The organism is Sphingobium agrisoli, from assembly GCF_041877245.1.
Lineage (GTDB): Bacteria > Pseudomonadota > Alphaproteobacteria > Sphingomonadales > Sphingomonadaceae > Sphingobium.
Genome location: NZ_JBHDJI010000001.1, coordinates 875800 through 895251 on the forward strand (window position 1 = coordinate 875800; position 19452 = coordinate 895251).

Below are 19452 nucleotides of genomic sequence, written 5' to 3' on the forward strand. Positions count from 1 at the left end.
ATGACCGACCTGACCGTAGCACAGGTGATGGAACTGGCGCCGGTGATCCCGGTGCTGGTGGTGGACCGGGTCGAGGACGCGCTGCCGATCGCCCGGGCGCTGGTGGCGGGCGGGCTGCCTGCGCTGGAAGTGACGCTGCGGACGCCGGCCGCGCTCGATGCGATCCGCGAGATGGCGCAGGTGGAAGGCGCGGTGGTCGGCGCTGGCACGGTGCTGAACCCCAGGCAGCTCGACGACGCGATGAAGGCGGGCGCGCGCTTCGCCGTCAGCCCTGGCCTCACCGAGCCGCTCGGCCGCGCGGCGATCGACGCCGGCCTGCCCTTCCTGCCGGGCACGGCGACGGCGGGCGACATCATGCGCGGGCTGGACATGGGGCTCACCCATTTCAAATTCTTCCCGGCGGCAACGTCGGGCGGCATTCCGGCGCTGAAAGCGCTGGCCGCGCCGCTTTACGAAGCGCGTTTCTGCCCCACCGGCGGCATCACGCTCGAGAATGCGCCCGATTGGCTGGCCCAGCCCTTCATCAAATGCGTCGGCGGCACGTGGCTGGTGCCCAAGGGACCGGTCGATCCGGCGCAGATCGAGGCGCTGGCGCGCCAAGCCGCCGCCTTGCCCCGCGCGTGCGCCTGATCCGGTTGCGCGCGGCGCGGCAGCCCCCTAGATGCTATGGCATGACACCGCGCCGCCTCCTGACCGCCCTCGCCCTGTTCCTGTCGGGCTGCGCTGGCGCGCCGCAGACCTACCCCTCGCTCGCCAAGCGGCCAATCGAGAGCGCGCCGGTCGCGGACGTCGCGCCGCCGCCTGTACCCGCCCCCGCCGATCCGGCGTTGTCGGCCGAGATCGCCCGCTATGTCGAACAGGCGGACAAGGGCGCGGCCGCGTTCGACGCCGCGCATGAGAAGGCCGACCGGGCGGTGCGCGCAGCCGCTGGCACGGCGGTATCGAGCGACGCCTGGGTCGCCGCGCAGGTCGCGATCAGCGCGCTCGAATCGGCGCGCAACGACAGTGTGTCGGCGCTCGCCAGCCTCGACACCCTCTACGTCCAGCGCAGCAATGCAGTGGCGGATGGCAAGGCGGCCGGCGGCCTGGAGGACATAGACGCCGCGCGCGCGGCCGCCTTGTCGCTGGTCGATCAGCAGAATGACCGCATCGACGCGATGAAGGCACGGCTCCCGCAGCCTTGAAGTTGGATCAGGCGGTGCGGCGCGGGTTGTGGCGTCCAGCCCCCTCACCCAGCTGCGACTAGGCAGCGAGCTGCCAAGTCTTCGGACATTTATCCCGCCGCCTTAAGCCAATCCGCCACCTTTCGCGCGACACTCATGAAGGCATCGGCATGAACCCCCTCCCCCGCTGCCGGGGGATCGCCGGCATCGGAGCGGCGGCGGATGTCGATGGCGAGGGGGATGCGGCCAAGAAAGGGCATGGCGAGCGCTTGCGCTTCCCGTTCCGCGCCGCCCTGGCCGAAGGGATCGGAGATTTCGCCGCAATGCGGGCAGGCATAGCCGGACATATTCTCGACCAGCCCGACCATCGGCACGCCCGCCTGCGCGAACAGGCTGACGGCGCGGGCGGCGTCGATGAGGGCCAGATCCTGCGGTGTCGAGACGATGAGCGCGCCGGCGGGCTTGTGCTTCTGGACCATGGTGAGCTGGATGTCGCCGGTGCCAGGCGGCATGTCGACCACCAGCAGGTCAGTGTCGCCCCACGCCGCCTCGATCAGTTGCGTCAGCGCATTGCCGACCATCGGCCCGCGCCAGGCGAGCGCCTTGCCCGGCTCCACCAGATGCGCCATCGACAGCATCGGAATGCCGAGCGTGCCGGTAACGGGATTGAGTTTCTTGTCCTGCGCGGTCGGCTTGCTGTCTTCGCTGCCCATCAGCTTCGCCTGCGATGGCCCGTAAATGTCGGCATCCACCAGCCCGACTTTCACCCCCAGCCGGTGCAGCGCGACGGCAAGATTGGCCGAGAGGGTGGATTTTCCGACCCCGCCCTTGCCCGATGCGACGGCGAGGATGCGCGGCGGGCGGGGCGCGCTTTGACGCTCGGCCGTTTCGACGATCCGCACCTCGCGCACATCATTGACGGTAAGGCCGCCCTCGCGGATTGCGGCCGTCAGCCCCTCGCGCTGCTGGGGCGACAGGCCGGCGACGTCCAGCGAAAGGGTCATCACCCCATCGCGGATGCGCGGCGCACTGGCGCGGCCGTCGGTCAGGGCAGTCAGGCGGGCGGCGAAATCGGCTAGATCGGTCATGGCGGGACGCTCTAGGAAATTATCGCGGCCATTTGCACTGTTTTTCGGGCGGGAGCCTACCTATAGAAGGGGCATGACACGACTATTCGGGTGGATGCCCGCGATAACAGCCATGGTCCAAGGCCCCTGGGGCGGCAAGAATGATGGGCCGGACGGAGACGGACAGAAAGGCGGCGACGCTGGCCCGCGCAATCCGTGGACGCAGCCGGGCAAGCCGGCCGGCGGGCAGAAAGGCCCGTCCGCGATCGAGGAACTGCTGCGGCGGGGCCGCGAAAGCTTCGGCAATGGCGGCGGCGGGTTCGGCGGATTGCCGCCGCGTGCCACCGGCCGCACGCTCTGGCCGATCGCGATCGGAATCGTCGTGCTGCTGTGGCTGGTGCTCACCAGCTTCCACCGGGTCGGGCCGCAGGAGCGCGGCGTCGTCACCATGCTGGGCAAATATAGCCGCACATTGTCGCCGGGCATCAGCCTGACGCTGCCCGCCCCGTTCGAGGCGGTAACGACGGTCGATGTCGAGGAAATCCGCACGATCGACATCGGATCGTTGAGCGCGGAGAGCGAGAATCTGGTGCTGACCGGCGACCAGAACATCATCGACCTCGCTTATTCGGTGCGGTGGAACATCCGCAATCCCGAGCTTTATCTGTTCCAGCTGAGCGAGCCTGACGATACGGTACGCGAAGTAGCGGAAAGCGCGATGCGCGCGGTGCTGGCCAGCGTCAGCCTGGACGATGCGCTGGGCGCGGGGCGCACCACGATCGAGCAGCAGGTCGAACAGCGGATGCAGGAGATACTGGACGGCTACCGCTCCGGCATCCGCATCCAGGGCGTCGCGATCAAGCAGGCGGACCCGCCGGCCGCGGTCAACGATGCCTTCAAGGCGGTGTCGGCCGCGCAGCAGGAAGCACAGAGCTACCTCAACAAGGCGCGCGCCAACGCGCAGCAGGTGACCGCGCAGGCGCAGGGCGAGGCCGCCGCCTTCGACAAGGTCTATGAGCAATACAGGCTCGCGCCCGACGTTACCCGTCGGCGCATGTATTACGAAACCATGGAGGGCGTTTTGTCCACCGTCGACAAGACCATCGTGGAGGGCGGCAATGTGACGCCTTACCTGCCGCTGCCCGAGATCAAGCGGCGCGCGGCGCAAGGCGCGGCCGCCAACGCGGCGGAGGCGCAGTGATGGCCCTGTTCCGCCACCCCGTCGCCCTGGCGCTGATCGCGCTGTTCGCGCTGATCCTGCTGGGCAGCACCGTCGCGATCGTGCCGGAAACCAAGCAGGGCGTGATCGTCCGCTTCGGCAACCCCGAATATATCGTCAACAGCTATCGCCCGAACGAGACGTTCGGCAAGACCGGCGCGGGGGTCATCCTGCGCGCGCCCTTCGTCGACCAGATCGTGTGGATCGACAAAAGGGTGCTGTCGGTCGAAATGGAGCGGCAGCAGGTGTTGTCCACCGACCAGCTGCGCCTTCAGGTCGATGCTTTCGCCCGTTACCGCATCACCAATCCGCTGCGCATGTATATCGCGGCGGGCAGCGAGGAGCGGGTGTCCGACGCGCTGCGGCCAATCCTTGGCTCGGCGCTGCGGAACGAGCTGGGCAAGCGGCCCTTCGCGGCGCTGCTCAGCCCCGAGCGGGGGCAGGTGATGCAGAATATCGAGACCGGCCTCAACCGCGTCGCGCGCCAATATGGCGCGGAGATCGTGGACGTGCGGATCAAGCGCGCCGACCTGCCCGACGGCACACCGCTGGAAAGCGCCTTCACCCGGATGCGGACCGCGCGCGAGCAGGAGGCGCTGACCATCCGTGCCCAAGGCACCAAGCAGGCGCAGATCATTCGCGCCGAGGCGGACGCCAACGCCGCGCGCATCTATGCCGAAAGCTATGGCAAAGACCCGGACTTCTATGATTTCTACCGGGCGATGCAGAGCTACCGCTACACCTTCTCCCCCGACCGGAGCGGGCAGACCAACATCATCCTGTCGCCGGGCAATGAATTCCTGCGGCAATTCCAGGGACGGCGCTGATCCGGAGCGGCTTCGTTACGGAACCAGCGCCATTCAATGAGGGTTAAGGCAAGGCGGCGCATTTCCTGGGCTCCTGTTCAGAGTCCCGCCTTCCCATCCTGAAGATCCATGAGAGGACCGTCACGAGTGCGTTACGCTTATGCCATCACCGGCGCCCTGCTGCTCGGCGGCACCGCCATCGCCGTCACCACCGCTTCCAATGTGGGCGCGCAGGTCGCGCAGAACGAAGGACTTCAGGCTGCCGCCCCCGCCGGCGCGCCGGCGAGCCTCGCCGACATGGTCGAGAAGCTACAGCCGGCGGTCGTCAACATTTCGACCAAGCAGCGGGTAAAGGTGCAGAACCCCTTCGCCGGCACACCGTTCGGCGACCTGTTCGGCCAGGGTCAGGGCGGCCAGCCGCAGACGCGGCAGGCGCAGTCGCTGGGCTCTGGCTTCATCATTTCGGCCGACGGCTATATCGTCACCAATAACCATGTGGTGTCGGCGGGCGCGGAAGGCGCGAGCGTCGAGCAGATCACGGTGACGCTGACCAACAAGGAAGAATATACCGCCAAGCTGGTCGGCCGAGATCCCGCGACCGACCTGGCGGTGCTGAAGATCACCTCGTCCAAGCCCCTGCCCTTCGTCAAGTTCGGCGACAGCACCAAGGCGCGGGTGGGCGACTGGGTGGTGGCGATCGGCAACCCGTTCGCCCTGTCCGGCACGGTGACGGCGGGCATCATCTCCGCTTTGCATCGCGGCACCGGCGGCACATACGACAAGTTCATCCAGACCGACGCGTCGATCAACCAGGGCAATAGCGGCGGCCCGATGTTCGACATGCGCGGCAATGTGATCGGCATCAACAGCCAGATCCTGTCGCCTTCGGGCGGCAATGTCGGCATCGGCTTTGCGATCCCTTCGGAACAGGCCGCACCGATCGTAAACACCCTGATGAAGGGCCAGAGCGTGAAGCGCGGCTATCTGGGCGTGCAGATCAGTCCGCTGGGCGAGGATCTGGCCGACTCGCTGGGTCTCGCGAAGAATCGCGGCGAATTCGTCCAGGGCGTGGAGCCCGGCAAGGGCGCGGACAAGGCCGGGATCAAGGCGGGCGACGTGATCGTCAGCGTGGCAGGTCAGGAAGTCAGCCCCGACCAGAATCTCTCCTCCATCGTCGCCAGCCAGCCGATCGGCGCTCGCGTGCCGATCGTCCTCATCCGCAACGGCCAGCGCCAGACGGTGACGGCGGTGGTGGGCGAGCGCCCGTCCGAGGATGAGCTGAACAGCTTCGCCCAGCAACAGGATGGCGACGATTTCAGCCAGCAGGACCAGACTCCGGGCCAGGCGGCCCAGCAGTCGCTGGGCATTTCGGCGATCCCGCTGACGCCGACGATCATCCGCCAGCTCGGCATCGCCGCCGACACGCGCGGCATCGTCATCACGGCGGTCGACGGATCGACTGACGCAGGGGCCAAGGGCCTGCGGCGCGGCGACGTGATCATCAGCGCCAACAACCGCCCGGTGCTGACCCAGGCGGACCTCGACGCGCAGGTGAAGGCGGTTGCGGCGCAGGGTCGCAACGCCATCCTGCTTCAGGTGCTGCGCCGTGGTCAGCCGGCGATCTTCCTGCCGGTGCGGTTGCGGGATAAGTAAGGGGCGCTTGCCGAGACGATCCCGATCGCTAAAATTCGCAGCGTCATATACAAAGCCCGTTCGGGCTGAGCCTGTCGAAGCCCTGCTCTTCCTCCGAAGAAAAGGGGCCCCCTTCGACGCCGCCTGCGGCGTCGCTCAGGACAGGCTTCGACAGGCTCAGGGCGAACGGGTCTTTGCTTTTGGGGGAGAATGGCAATGAGCGAGGGCATCTTCATCGGTCTGGGCGCGCCGGAGAAGGATGGCGGCGTTCCGCAATGTCTCAATCTGCGCCGGGCGAACCGGCACGGGTTGATCGCAGGCGCGACCGGCACCGGCAAGACGGTGACCTTGCAGGGTATCGCGGAGAGCTTCTCGGCGCTCGGCGTGCCGGTGTTCCTGGCCGACGTCAAGGGCGATCTGGCCGGCATTTCGATGGCCGGCTCCCCTACCGCGAAAAATGCCGACAAGCTGGTCGCGCGCGCGGCCGAAGTCGGCATCGCAAATTACAGCTATGCCGACAATCCGGCGATCTTCTGGGACTTGTACGGGCAGCAGGGCCATCCGGTCCGCACCACCGTCAGCGAGATGGGGCCGCTGCTGCTGGCGCGGCTGATGGGCCTCAATGAAACGCAGGAGGGCGTGCTGTCGATCGCCTTCAAATATGCCGACGAGGAAGGGCTGCTGCTGCTCGACCTCGGCGATTTGCAGGCGATGCTGGCCTATTGTGCGGAAAACGCTGACACGCTGTCCGCCCGCTACGGCAATGTGACCAAAGCCAGCGTCGGGGCGATCCAGCGGCAGTTATTGCAGCTCGAATCCCAGGGCGGCGACCACTTCTTCGGCGAACCCGCGCTCGACATCCACGACATGATCCAGGTGGATGACAAGGGGCGCGGCTATATCAACGTGCTCGCGGCCGACAGGCTGATGCAGAGCCCCAAACTCTATGCGACATTCCTGCTGTGGCTGCTGTCCGAACTGTTCGAGACGCTGCCCGAGGTGGGCGATCCCGACAAGCCCAAGCTCGTTTTCTTCTTCGACGAAGCGCATCTGCTGTTCGAGGACGCGCCCAAGGCGCTGACCGACAAGATCGAACAGGTTGTGCGGCTGATCCGGTCGAAGGGGGTAGGCGTCTATTTCGTGACGCAGAACCCGATCGATATTCCCGAGGATGTCGCGGGGCAGCTCGGCAACCGGGTGCAGCATGCGCTGCGCGCCTTCACCCCGCGCGACCAGCGGGCGATCAAGGCGGCGGCGGAGACGTTCCGCATCAATCCCGACCTCGACGTGGAAACCGCGATCACCGAATTGAAGGTCGGCGAGGCTCTGGTGTCGCTGTTGCAGGAGGATGGATCGCCGGGCGTCGTGCAGCGCACATTGATCGCCCCGCCTCGATCGCGGCTGGGCCCGCTGGAACCGGAGGAGCGCGCGATCATCCAGTCGATTTCGCCCTGCGCGGGCAAATATGATCAGGCAATCGACCGGGAGTCGGCCGAGGAAATCCTGGCCGCGCGCGGACAGGCAGCGGCAGCGGCAGCGCAGGCGCAAAAAGCGCAGGCGGAGGCCGACAAGGCAGCCGCAGCGCAGGCGAAGGTCGAGGCGAAGCAGCGCGAGGCGGAATTAAAGGAGCAGGCGCGGCGCGATGCGGCGGCGGCGCGGGAGGCCGCCAAGCCGAGCGCGTTTGACCGGGCCGTGCAGTCGGCGACGCGGGCTGCGGGATCGTCGGTCGGGCGGCAGGTCGCCAACGAGCTTGGCCGCGCGGTGTTCGGCGGATCGTCGCGGCGGCGATCCTCGTCCGGCGGTATCGCCGGGCAGCTGGTGCGCGGCATATTGGGCGGCCTGTTCAAATAGCTGGCGCGGCGCGCCGGAGCGTGTAGCATCAGCCCCATGCAGAAGATGTTCGTCAGCGGCGAGCCTGTGCCCTGGTTCCGCGCCCCGGCGCTCAGCGGCAATCCACGCTACGCCTTCGATTCCGCCGCCGGGCGGTGGATGGTCATGCTGTTCCTGGGATCGGCCGGGCAGGACGCGGCGACGGGTCCGCTCGCCACGCTGGCCGCGCATCGCGACCTGTTCGACGACGACCGCGCCTGCTTCTTCGGCGTGACGATCGACCCGCAGGATGCGGCGCAGGACCGGATCGCGCAGAGCCTGCCGGGCATCCGCTGGTTCCTGGACTATGAGGGAGAGGTGTCGAGCCAATATGGCGCGGCCAAGGTGGAGGGCGGCAAGGTCACCTATACCCCCTTCTGGCTGCTGGTCGATCCGATGCTGCGGGTCCGGCGGCAGGTGCCGCTGCGCCAGGGCGGGGAGATCATGGCCGAGTTGCGCGGGCTCCTGGACCGGCCGATGGAGTTGCCGACCGCACCGGTGCTGGTGCTCCCCGGCATATTGCCGCCCGACCTCTGCCGCCGCCTCATCGACCTCTATGACGGGCATGGCGGCGAGGAGTCGGGCTTCATGCGCGAGGAGAACGGCATCACCGTCCACAAGATGGACCATAGCCATAAACGGCGCGCCGACTATCATATCGAGGATATCAAGCTGGTCGATGCCCTCAAAGCGCTGATGGGGCGCACCATCCGGCCCATGATGGAGCGCGCCTTCCAGTTCAGGTCGACGCGGATCGAGCGCTTCATGGTCGCCTGCTACGACGGCGCGGTCGGCGGCCATTTCCGCCCGCATCGCGACAATACCACCAAGGGCACGGCGCACCGCAAGTTCGCCTGCACCATCAACCTCAATGCCGATGACTATGAGGGCGGCGAGCTGCGCTTTCCCGAATATGGGCAGCGCCTTTATCGCGCGCCGACGGGCGGGGCGGTGCTCTTTTCCTGTTCGATGCTGCACGAGGCGACGCCGGTGACGCGGGGCCGGCGCTATGCCTTCCTGCCCTTTTTCTACGATGACGATGGCGCGCGGCTGCGCGAGGCGAACATGGCCTTCGTCGCGCCGGAATTGCAGGGCTATCAAGCGGGGCTGGAGACGCAGGGCGGCACGGGCCGATAGGCCGATTTTGGCCACGACAAGGAAAAGAAGGGCAGCAGCACCCCTGCACGCGATTGCCTTGACGGTTGCGACCTGGCTAAGCCTACGCCCATGACCCCCTCCCCCCCATCGCGCCATCCGCTGCGCTTCCCCAATTTCCGCGCCTATCTGGTGGGGCGGTTCGCCGCCATGCTGGCGCAATACAGCATGATGATCGTGCTGGGCTGGCAGGCATATAATATCGCGCGCGAGACGATGAGCACGGCGGGCGCTTCGGCGCAGCTCGGCCTCATCGGTCTGGCCCAGTTCCTGCCGCTCTTTTTCCTGACGCCGGTGACGGGGTGGGTCGCGGACCATTTCGACCGACGGATGATCACGCGGCTGACGCTGACCTTGCTGACGGCCGCCTCGGCATTGCTGGCGTTCGCGACATACGAAGGCTGGGTCAGCCTGCCGTTGATCTTTGGCATCGCCGTCATCGTCGGCATTGCCCGCGCGTTCAACGGTCCGGCCTACGGCGCGCTCGCGCCCAATCTGGTGCCCGCCGCCGTGCTGCCCAACGCCATCGCCATATCGAGCGTCGCCTGGCAGACCGGCATGATCGCAGGACCGGCGCTGGGCGGCTATGCCTATGCAGCGACGCCCTGGGGCGCCTATGCGCTGGCGGCTGGGCTCTATGGCTTTGCGCTCGGCGCGATCTTCTTCATCGGGAAAGTGCCGCAGCCGCCGCGCGACACGACCCGGCATCCGATCCGGCAGATGATCGACGGCCTCACCTATGTGAAGGGCAACCGGCTGGTGCTGGCGACGATCACGCTGGACCTGTTCGCGGTGCTGCTCGCGGGGGCGACGGCGCTGCTGCCGGTCTATGCCCGCGACATATTGCATGTGGGATCAGCGGGTCTGGGGCACCTCGCCGCCGCGCCGGCGGTCGGCGCGGGGCTGATGGCGCTCTGGTTCTCGTTCCGGCCGATGAAGACCGAAGTGGGATTGAAGATGCTGGGCGCCGTGGTGCTGTTCGGCCTTGCCACCATCGCTTTTGGTTGCACCGCGTTCCTGCCCCGCTCCATCGCGATGGAGGCGGGTATCGGGGCGCTGGTGGTGCTGGGCGGCGCGGACATGGTGTCTGTGTTCGTGCGCCAGTCGCTGGTGCAGCTGCACACCCCCGACGCGATGCGGGGGCGGGTATCCAGCCTGTCGCAGCTCACCATTTCCGCCTCCAACGAACTGGGCGAGGCGGAAAGCGGCTTTCTCGCCGCACTGGTAGGACCGGTCGCGGCAGTGATCGGCGGCGGGATCGGCGCGATCGCCATCACCCTGTTCTGGGCGCGGCTCTTTCCAGAATTGCGCCTTGCACGTAGCTTCGATCCACCCGACATCGGGCGAGCGGACATCCATCAGGAGAAGACCTCGTGAAAGCTGCCTCGATACTCGAAACCATCGGCAACACCCCGCATATCCGCGTGCAGCGCCTGTTCGGCGACGCTGAGGTGTGGATCAAGTCGGAGCGCTCCAACCCCGGCGGGTCGATCAAGGACCGAATCGCCCTGGCCATGATCGAGTCGGCCGAAGCATCGGGCGCGTTGCAACCGGGCGGCACGATCATCGAGCCGACATCGGGCAATACAGGCGTTGGCCTGGCCATGGTCGCGGCGGTCAAGGGATACAAGCTCGTGCTGGTCATGCCCGAGAGCATGTCGATCGAGCGCCGGCGACTGATGCTGGCCTATGGTGCCAGCTTCGACCTTACCCCGCGCGAGAAGGGCATGAAGGGCGCGATCGAGCGCGCGCTGGAACTGGTGGCGCAGACGCCCGGCAGCTGGATGCCGCAACAGTTCGAGAACCCAGCCAATATCGACGTGCATGTCCACACGACGGCGGTGGAAATATTGACCGACTTTGGCGACGCGCCGATCGACGCGCTGATTACGGGCGTGGGCACCGGCGGGCACATCACCGGCACGGCCGAGGTGCTGAAGAAGGCATGGCCCGACCTCAAGGTCTTCGCGGTCGAGCCGACCCTCTCCCCGGTCATCAGCGGCGGCCAGCCGGGACCGCACCCGATCCAGGGGATCGGCGCGGGCTTCGTGCCGGCGAACCTGCACACGCAGCTGCTCGACGGGGTGATCCAGGTCGATCCCGCCGACGCCAAGGAGTTCGCGCGCCGCGCCGCGCGCGAGGAAGGGATGCTGGTGGGCATCTCGTCCGGCGCGACGCTGGCGGCGATCGGCCAGAAGCTCAAGGAACTGCCCGCCGGCAGCCGGGTGCTCGGCTTCAACTATGATACGGGCGAGCGTTACCTTTCAGTGCCCGATTTCCTGCCGGAATAGGGGCGAAGCGCCGGTCGCATGACATCTTCTGCTTTTGGCGACCGGCCGCATCCGCTGTCCTGGCTGATCTGGGCTCTGATCCTGATCGGCCTGCCGATGGCGGTCGCGTCGTGGGAAAGCCGGCCGCGCGCCACGGCGGCGGCGCGCTTCGATGCGGTCGCCGCCGCGCGGATGCGGCGGCCTGTCACCCCGCCCCCGCCGGTCGAGCCGGTCAAGGTCTATGCCCTGCCCGCCGATCAGGCGCGGGCGCTCAATGCCGCCATCCCTTTTTCGCGCGATGCCAATCCGGCAGCGCGGCCATTCCTGTTCGCCGGGTCTGACGAGGATCTGGCGCGGGCGGTCGACTGCCTCGCTGCGGCCGAACTCTATGAGGCGGGCGACGACGCTGTCGGCGAGCAGGCGGTGGCCCAGGTGGTGCTGAACCGGGTGCGCCATCCCGCCTTCCCCAAGACGGTGTGCGGCGTGGTGTTCCAGGGGCAGGAGCGCGCGACCGGATGTCAGTTCACCTTCACCTGCGACGGCGCGCTCGCGCGCACGCCCGGCGAGGCAGCGTGGGCACGGGCGCGGGCGATCGCCCGCGCCGCGCTTGCCGGCAAGGTGTTCAAGCCGGTCGGCTATGCCACCCATTATCACACCGACTGGGTCGTGCCCTATTGGAGCGGCAGACTGGACAAGATCGTGGCGGTGGACACGCATCTCTTCTTCCGCTGGCGCGGATGGTGGGGCACGCCGCCGGCCTTTCGCCTGAGCCGTGCCGGCGGCGAGCCGCTGATCCCGAAGATCGCAGCGCTGTCGCTCGCGCATCGGGAAGCCGCTCCGGGAGCCCTACCGGTGCCGGCGGCGACCGCCCCGGCGGAAGCACTCGCGGCGCTCGCTGCCCGGCCGCAGCGGGCGATCGGGGCGGAGTCGCTGGGCAAGAGCCTAGGCGGCGCGCGGCTGGTGGCGATCGCGCCGGACGGCAAGGGGTTTCTGGTCGAGCTGCCGCGCGGCAGCGCGCCGGACGGCTGGCCCGCCGTCGCGCAGACCTTCTGCGCCGGGCGGCCCGACTGTCGGATCATGGGCTGGAAGGCGGGCAGCGCGCCCGCCGGCCTGCCGCTGACCGAACCGCAGATGGATGCGATGAGCTTTGCCTATATCCACGCGCTCGGCGTAGGGTTGCAGCGTTCGCTATGGAATTGCGCGCAGACGCCCCGCGCCCTGCCCCGCGATTGCATGCGCGATCGCGTGCCGAGGGCCGCAACCTCTGCCGCGCCGCCCGTGCAGCCGGGGCTTGCCGGGGTGCGGCGCAAGGAGCGGTTCGAGACGGTGAAGATCGCGCCGCCCGTCCCGCCAGCGGGCGCGAACGCGGTCAGTCCGGGGCGTTGAGCCGGGGCAGACGGGCGACTCGGGCAACCAGTTCCGACTGGCGACTGCACTCCATCTTGAGATAGATGGTCTTCATCTGGGTGCGGACGGTGGCGAGCGCCACGCCGCGCTCCTGCGACACCTGCTCCAGCGGCTTGCCCTCGCTCAAGCCCACCACCACCTCCGCCTCGGCGCGGGTGAGGCCGTAGAGCGCGCGGACGCGCGCGGCAAGGCCGGGATCGCCCGCTTGCGGATCGGTGACGATGAGGACGATCTGCCGCTGGTCGTCCGACCAGATGGCGGCAACCGATATGGCGAGCGGCAGCCCACCCGCGCGCCGGACGAGGCAGGCGGTCGCCTGGGTCGATTCCCGGTCCGCCGCCGCGCGCAACGCTGCCTGAAGCAGCGCATCGTCCTGCACATGGCGCGCGGCGATGTGGCGGTGGCGCAGCATCAGCGCGTCCTGCCTTCGCAGCATCGCCTCCGCCGCGGCATTGCCGTCGATCAGCCTGCCCTGCGCGCTCAGGAGGAACACCGCATGATCGACCACGTCGAGCGTGGCGCGCAGCGACTTGCCTTCTCCCGAGGCGCGGTCGAGTTTGCGGCGGATGTCGAACATGCGGCCGATATGGCCGACGCTGTCCTGCACCAGGGCGCGCTGCCCATCGTCGAACGGGCACTGGGTCCGGCCGCGATGCAGCCCGACATGGCCGACCGTCTCGCCATGCTGGACGATGCCGCCGAGGCAACGGAAGGTGTCGTCGCCCATCGGGCGTATCCATTCATTATAGATGCGGCTGCCTTCATAGGCGCGGTCGGGCACCAGCGCCTCGACATCCCAGACGCGATTGGGGGCCAATCCTTCCAGCGCCTCGCCCCACAGATCGTCGTTCAGGAATTCCTCGTCATAAAGGGCCATCTGCTCCCCGGAAAAATAGCCCGAATAGCTGATTTCCGCGACATGCGCCGGGCCATGACCCCAGTGCAGCACCGCCGATCGCGCTCCGACCGCATCCGCCAGCCGCGCCGCGAGCCGATCGAAGGCGGCGTCGTCGGTCGCTGCGTCGTAAATCTCCTCGGTGCGGATCAATTCTTCATCCTCGGCCTATTAACCGCCTGGTCGGGGACAGCCTGCTTACACGGCTACACCGACAAGAGCATTGGACAAATCGGACATCTTCTTGTTTTGAGACATGTTAAGACTGCTTTATCCATTGTGCCGCTGGCGATTGCATCCCTAATAAGCCCGTCATGATAAGGCGCGGATGGTGACGAAAGAGGCGGCAGCCTGGCGATCGGTCGGGGCGCTTTCGGCCATCGCGCTGCTGGTGCACGGGGTCACGCTCTTCTCGCTGGGGCTGGTGATGCCGGCTATGGCGAAGGATTTCGGCGGCCATGCGGGATGGGCCGGAACCGCGCTGCTGATCGCGCTGAGCCTGGCCAGCCTGCCGGTGGGCTGGGCATTGACGCAATTTGACGCGCGCCGCGTGATAGCGGCGGGCATGCTGCTGACAGCGGCGGGATGGGCCGCGGCGGCGGCGAGCCATTATCGGCTGGCGCTGCTCTGTGCGATGGCGGTCGCCGGCGCAGGCATCGCCGCCGCGACGATCGTGCCGGGGATCGCGATCATCACCCGCGACACCGCCGCGCGACGGGGCACGGCGCTGGCGCTCTTCCTTGGCGCGACCATCGTCGCGGGCGCGGCTCTGCCGCCGGTAAGCGCCTGGGCAATCGGGCTTTGGGGCTGGCGCGGAGCGATGGCGCGCGGCGCGGGAGCGATGCTGGCGCTGGGCCTGCCACTTGCGCTGATGGTGACGCGCGGCCCGGCCGGCGTTCTGGACAGCGGCGTGCGTCCCCCGCGCGCAACGCTGACCCAGCGGGATTTCCTGCTGGTTGCGGGGGCGATGACCTTGTTGCAACTCGCCATCAACGGAATCCTGTTCGCCACCATCGACGCGCTCACGCATCAGGGGCTGGGCCGGGCGCACGCCGTCGCCGCCTACAGCTTGGCCAATCTCGCTGGGCTCCCCGCTCTGCTGCTGGCGGGGCTAGTGACCGATCGGGTCGGCGCGCGACGGGCCATGGTGGCGATCAGCCTGACGCTGGCGGCGGGAAGCGCGGCCCTGGCGAGCGCGGGGCCGATGGAGCCGGCGGGCCTTGCCGCTTTCGTCCTGCTTTGGGGCGTGGCAAGCGCTCTGCCAGGGCAAGCCGGAGCCATGTTGCTCGCCGATGTGACGGGGCAAGCGGCCTTCCCCCGGATGCTGGGGATCGTGACGGCGCTCATCGGCCTGGTGGGCGCGACAGCCCCGGTGCTGACCGATGCGCTGCGAGGGGCGGACGGCAGTTATACAACTGCAATCCTCGTCTATGCCGGGCTGGCCGGCGCCGCCGCGCCGTTCATCGCCATGGTCCGGCGCGGACGATCGGACTGACCCCCTTCACAAAATCCTATTGTGCGCCTATATGGCGGCTTCCAAACCGATCTACCTTCCGCTTTTATGGGGGGAAGATCGTCCCCCGGTCCGCCCGGGGTCCGGTGTCGCGTAGCTCACGAGACCGGCGGGATTGGGCGGATATCGGCGGGTCACCAGACGCTGACAGTGCGGATCGGACAGTCCCGGCCCGCACTTTTTTGCGTGGGATGGCAGGTGCGAATCACCTGGCATAACGCCGCAACCGGGCTGAATTTCCGCTGCAATGCGGGAAAACACGACGAACCGTTACAGGCAGGAACCGCATGGCGACCAAGGCTCTCCCCCCCATCAGCAACACCGGCGCGAAGAAGCGCATCCGCAAGGTGTTCGGCGACATCCACGAAGTGGTGCAAATGCCGAACCTGATCGAGGTTCAGAGGGAGAGCTACGAACAATTCCTGCGGTCCGATCCGTCGATCGGTTATGTGTCGGGCCTGGAAAAGACGCTGCGCAGCGTGTTCCCGATCCGCGATTTCGCCGGCACCGCCGAAATGGACTTCGTCCATTATGAGCTGGAAGACCCGAAATACGACGTCGAGGAATGCCGTCAGCGCGGCATCACCTATGCCGCGCCGATGCGCGTGACGCTGCGCCTCATCGTGTTCGAAGTGGACGCCGACACCGAAACCCGCTCCGTCCTGGATATCAAGGAGCAGGACGTTTACATGGGCGACATGCCGCTCATGACGGGCAACGGCACCTTCATCGTCAACGGCACCGAGCGCGTGATCGTCAGCCAGATGCACCGTTCACCGGGCGTCCTGTTCGACCATGACCGCGGCAAGACCCATGCGTCCGGCAAATATCTGTTCGCCGCGCGCGTCATCCCCTACCGCGGCTCTTGGCTCGACTTCGAATTCGACGCCAAGGACATCGTCAACGTCCGCATCGACCGCAAGCGCAAGCTGCCGGTGACGGCGCTGCTGTTCGCCCTGGGCCTGACGCCTGAAGACATATTGGGCCAGTTCTACAACAAGGTGACCTATGTCCGCGGCGAAGGCGGCTGGCAGATTCCCTATGTCGCCGAAGCCTGGCGCGGCCTGAAGCCCGCCTTCGACATCGTCGACGCAAAGTCGGGCGAAGTCGTGTTCGCCGCCGGCCACAAAATTTCGCCCCGCGCCGCCAACAAGGCGGAGAAGGACGGGCTGGAGACGCTGCTCATTCCGACCGAGGAAGTCTATGGCCGCTATAGCGCCTACGACCTCATCAACGAGAGCACCGGCGAGATCTACATCGAGGCGGGCGACGAAGTGTCGCCGGAAAACCTCGAAAAGCTCGACAAGGCGGGCGTCGACCGGCTCGAGCTGCTCGACATTGATCATGTGACGACCGGTCCCTGGATCCGCAATACGCTCAAGGCCGACAAGGCCGAGGATCGCGACCAGGCGCTGTCCGACATCTATCGCGTCATGCGCCCCGGCGAGCCGCCGACGAAGGAGACGGCGGAATCGCTGTTCGCCGGCCTGTTCTTCGACCCCGAGCGCTACGACCTGTCGGCGGTCGGCCGCGTGAAGATGAACATGCGCCTCGACCTCGACGCCGAGGACACCGTCACAACGCTGCGGACCGAGGATATCCTGGCCGTGGTCAAGGAGCTGGTGAACCTGAAGGACGGCAAGGGCGAGATCGACGACATCGACAATCTCGGCAACCGCCGCGTGCGTTCGGTGGGCGAGCTGCTGGAGAACCAGTATCGCGTCGGGCTGCTGCGCATGGAACGCGCGGTCAAGGAGCGCATGTCGTCGGTCGATGTCTCGACCGTCATGCCCAACGACCTGATCAACGCCAAGCCCGCCGTGGCCGCGGTGCGTGAGTTCTTCGGCTCCAGCCAGCTGTCGCAGTTCATGGACCAGACCAACCCGCTGTCGGAAGTGACGCACAAGCGCCGCGTGTCGGCGCTCGGGCCGGGCGGTCTGACCCGCGAGCGTGCGGGCTTCGAGGTCCGCGACGTTCACCCGACCCATTATGGCCGCATCTGCCCGATCGAAACGCCCGAAGGGCCGAACATCGGCCTGATCAACAGCCTCGCGACCTTCAGCCGCGTCAACAAGTACGGCTTCATCGAGACGCCCTATCGCAAGGTCGTGGACCACAAGGTCACCAACGACGTCGTCTATCTGTCGGCGATGGAAGAGGCCAAGCACACGATCGCGCAGGCCAACGCCGAAGTGAACCCCGACGGCAGCTTCGTGGAGGATCTGATCTCCGCGCGCGAAGCCGGCGAATTCCTGATGGCGCCCAAGGACCACATCACCCTGATGGACGTCAGCCCCAAGCAGCTGGTGTCGGTCGCGGCCTCGCTCATTCCCTTCCTGGAGAATGACGACGCCAACCGCGCGCTGATGGGCTCCAACATGCAGCGTCAGGCGGTGCCTCTGGTCCGCGCCGAAGCGCCGTTCGTCGGCACCGGCATGGAAGGCACCGTGGCTCGCGACTCCGGCGCGGCCGTCGCGTCCAAGCGCGCGGGCATCGTCGATCAGGTGGACGCCACCCGTATCGTCATCCGCGCCACCGGCGACGTCGAACCCGGCCAGTCGGGCGTCGACATCTACACGCTCCAGAAGTTCCAGCGCTCCAACCAGGACACCTGCATCAACCAGCGTCCGCTGGTTCAGGTCGGCGATCTGGTCGAGGCCGGCGACGTGATAGCCGACGGCCCGTCGACCGAGTTCGGCGAGCTGGCGCTGGGCCGCAACACGCTGGTCGCGTTCATGCCCTGGAACGGCTACAATTACGAGGACTCCATCCTGATCTCCGAGCGGATCGTGAAGGATGACGTCTTCACCTCGATCCATATCGAGGAGTTCGAGGTCATGGCCCGCGACACCAAGCTGGGGCCGGAGGACATCACGCGCGACATCCCGAACGTCGGCGAGGAAGCGCTCCGCAACCTCGACGAGGCGGGCATCGTCTACATCGGCGCCGAAGTGGAGCCGGGCGACATCCTGGTCGGCAAGATCACGCCCAAGGGCGAAAGCCCGATGACGCCGGAAGAAAAGCTGCTCCGCGCGATCTTCGGCGAAAAGGCGAGCGACGTGCGCGACACGTCGCTGCGTCTGCCGCCGGGCGTCGCCGGCACGGTCGTCGAAGTGCGCGTCTTCAACCGCCACGGCATCGACAAGGACGAGCGCGCCATGGCGATCGAGCGGGAGGAGATCGACCGCCTCGCCAAGGACCGCGAGGACGAACGCGCCATCCTCAACCGCGCGACCTTCAACCGGTTGCAGGAAATGCTACTGGGCCAGACCGCGTCCGCGGCTCCCAAGGGCGTCAAGAAAGGCGTCGTCATCGACGAGGCTCTGCTGGGCGAGGTCGAGCGGCACGAATGGTGGAAGTTCGCCGTCGAGGACGATCAGCGCCAGGCCGGCATCGAAGCCGTCAAGGCGCAGTATGACGAGGCGGTGAAGCTGATCGTCGAAAAGTTCGAGGATCGCGTCGACAAGCTGCAGCGCGGCGACGAGCTGCCGCCGGGCGTGCTCAAGATGGTCAAGGTGTTCGTCGCGGTGAAGCGCAAGCTGCAGCCGGGCGACAAGATGGCCGGCCGTCACGGCAACAAGGGCGTCATCAGCCGCATCCTGCCGATCGAGGACATGCCGTTCCTGGAGGACGGCACCCATGTCGACATCGTGCTCAACCCGCTGGGCGTGCCGAGCCGCATGAACGTCGGGCAGATCTTCGAGACCCATCTGGGCTGGGCCGCGCGCGGCCTGGGCGAGCAGATCAAGCATGCGCTCGAAGACTGGCGCGAGGCCAATCCGAACGCGGAAGCGGGCGCGATGCCAGATGCGGTCAAGCAGCGGCTGCTCGACACCTATGGCCCGCAATATGCCGATCAGATCGAGGGCCGCGATGCCGACCAGATCATCGATCTGGCCGAGCATCTGGGCCGCGGCGTGCCGATGGCGACGCCGGTGTTCGACGGCGCGCGCGAAGCCGACGTGTCAAAGATGCTGGAACTGGCCGGGCTGCACAATTCGGGTCAGTCGGACCTGTATGACGGCCGCACGGGCGACAAGTTCGACCGCAAAGTCACGGTGGGCATCATCTATATGCTGAAGCTCCACCACCTGGTCGACGACAAGATCCACGCCCGTTCGATCGGGCCCTACTCGCTCGTTACCCAGCAACCGCTGGGCGGCAAGGCGCAGTTCGGCGGCCAGCGCTTCGGTGAAATGGAGGTGTGGGCGCTCCAGGCTTATGGCGCCGCCTATACCTTGCAGGAAATGCTGACGGTGAAGTCCGACGACGTGGTCGGCCGCACCAAGGTCTATGAGGCGATCGTCAAGGGCGACGACACGTTCGAGGCCGGCATTCCCGAGAGCTTCAACGTGCTCGTCAAGGAAATGCGATCGCTGGGCCTTAATGTCGAACTCGCTGCGATGGACGAAGTCGCGGACGACGGTGACGGCTTCGCGCAGGCGGCGGAGTAGCA

General features: G+C 67.1%; 14 protein-coding genes. 12 read left to right on the top strand and 2 right to left on the bottom strand.

Annotation, left to right across the window (positions count from 1 at the left end; translation table 11 throughout):
• Both eda and ACETPF_RS04170 read left to right on the top strand, forming a co-directional pair.
• Positions 1-630: a bifunctional 4-hydroxy-2-oxoglutarate aldolase/2-dehydro-3-deoxy-phosphogluconate aldolase gene (gene eda / locus ACETPF_RS04165; RefSeq protein ID WP_373932992.1), complete on the top strand. Its 630-nt coding sequence runs from the start codon at positions 1-3 to the stop codon at positions 628-630.
• Positions 631-671: 41 nt separating this feature from the next.
• Positions 672-1184 (top strand): hypothetical protein, encoded by a 513-nt coding sequence (locus tag ACETPF_RS04170; protein ID WP_373932993.1) that lies wholly within the window; start codon positions 672-674, stop codon positions 1182-1184.
• A gap of 89 nt (positions 1185-1273) precedes the next feature.
• Here the strand turns inward: ACETPF_RS04170 and ACETPF_RS04175 are convergent, their stop codons facing one another.
• On the bottom strand, positions 1274-2251 hold the full coding sequence (locus ACETPF_RS04175; protein WP_373932994.1) for an Mrp/NBP35 family ATP-binding protein: 978 nt from the start codon (positions 2249-2251) through the stop codon (positions 1274-1276).
• Between the two features lie 73 nt (positions 2252-2324).
• On the opposite strand from ACETPF_RS04175, the gene hflK reads away from it, so the two are divergent.
• The 8 genes from hflK (at position 2325) to ACETPF_RS04215 (ending at position 12567) form a co-directional block, all read left to right on the top strand.
• Positions 2325-3431, top strand: a complete 1107-nt coding sequence (gene hflK, locus ACETPF_RS04180) for an FtsH protease activity modulator HflK (RefSeq protein WP_373932995.1) — start codon at positions 2325-2327, stop codon at positions 3429-3431.
• Positions 3431-4276, top strand: a complete 846-nt coding sequence (gene hflC, locus ACETPF_RS04185; protein ID WP_373932996.1) for a protease modulator HflC — start codon at positions 3431-3433, stop codon at positions 4274-4276. Before hflK ends, hflC begins: the two co-directional genes overlap by 1 nt.
• Before the next feature lie 126 nt (positions 4277-4402).
• Positions 4403-5908, top strand: coding sequence for a Do family serine endopeptidase (locus tag ACETPF_RS04190; protein ID WP_373932997.1), 1506 nt, complete (start codon positions 4403-4405; stop codon positions 5906-5908).
• Between the two features lie 195 nt (positions 5909-6103).
• On the top strand, positions 6104-7738 hold the full coding sequence (locus ACETPF_RS04195) for a helicase HerA-like domain-containing protein (RefSeq protein WP_373932998.1): 1635 nt from the start codon (positions 6104-6106) through the stop codon (positions 7736-7738).
• A gap of 36 nt (positions 7739-7774) precedes the next feature.
• Positions 7775-8893: a prolyl hydroxylase family protein gene (locus ACETPF_RS04200; RefSeq protein ID WP_373932999.1), complete on the top strand. Its 1119-nt coding sequence runs from the start codon at positions 7775-7777 to the stop codon at positions 8891-8893.
• 90 nt (positions 8894-8983) lie between these two features.
• The gene (locus ACETPF_RS04205) at positions 8984-10288 is read left to right on the top strand and encodes an MFS transporter (protein ID WP_373933000.1); all 1305 of its coding nucleotides are present in this window, start codon (positions 8984-8986) and stop codon (positions 10286-10288) included.
• Positions 10285-11202 carry a cysteine synthase A gene (gene cysK / locus ACETPF_RS04210; RefSeq protein WP_373933001.1) on the top strand — a complete coding sequence of 306 codons (918 nt, stop codon included), beginning with the start codon at positions 10285-10287 and terminating at the stop codon, positions 11200-11202. Before ACETPF_RS04205 ends, cysK begins: the two co-directional genes overlap by 4 nt.
• 18 nt (positions 11203-11220) lie before the next feature.
• Positions 11221-12567 carry a cell wall hydrolase gene (locus tag ACETPF_RS04215; RefSeq protein WP_373933002.1) on the top strand — a complete coding sequence of 449 codons (1347 nt, stop codon included), beginning with the start codon at positions 11221-11223 and terminating at the stop codon, positions 12565-12567.
• Here ACETPF_RS04215 and ACETPF_RS04220 read toward each other — a convergent pair.
• The gene (locus ACETPF_RS04220; protein ID WP_373933003.1) at positions 12551-13636 is read right to left on the bottom strand and encodes a helix-turn-helix transcriptional regulator; all 1086 of its coding nucleotides are present in this window, start codon (positions 13634-13636) and stop codon (positions 12551-12553) included. The two genes, ACETPF_RS04215 and ACETPF_RS04220, sit on opposite strands and share 17 nt — an antisense overlap.
• A gap of 175 nt (positions 13637-13811) precedes the next feature.
• Between ACETPF_RS04220 and ACETPF_RS04225 the strand changes: the two genes are divergently transcribed.
• Positions 13812-14978: an MFS transporter gene (locus tag ACETPF_RS04225; protein WP_373933004.1), complete on the top strand. Its 1167-nt coding sequence runs from the start codon at positions 13812-13814 to the stop codon at positions 14976-14978.
• A gap of 305 nt (positions 14979-15283) precedes the next feature.
• On the top strand, positions 15284-19450 hold the full coding sequence (rpoB, locus tag ACETPF_RS04230) for a DNA-directed RNA polymerase subunit beta (protein WP_373933005.1): 4167 nt from the start codon (positions 15284-15286) through the stop codon (positions 19448-19450).
• The last annotated feature ends 2 nt before the right edge of the window (positions 19451-19452 follow it).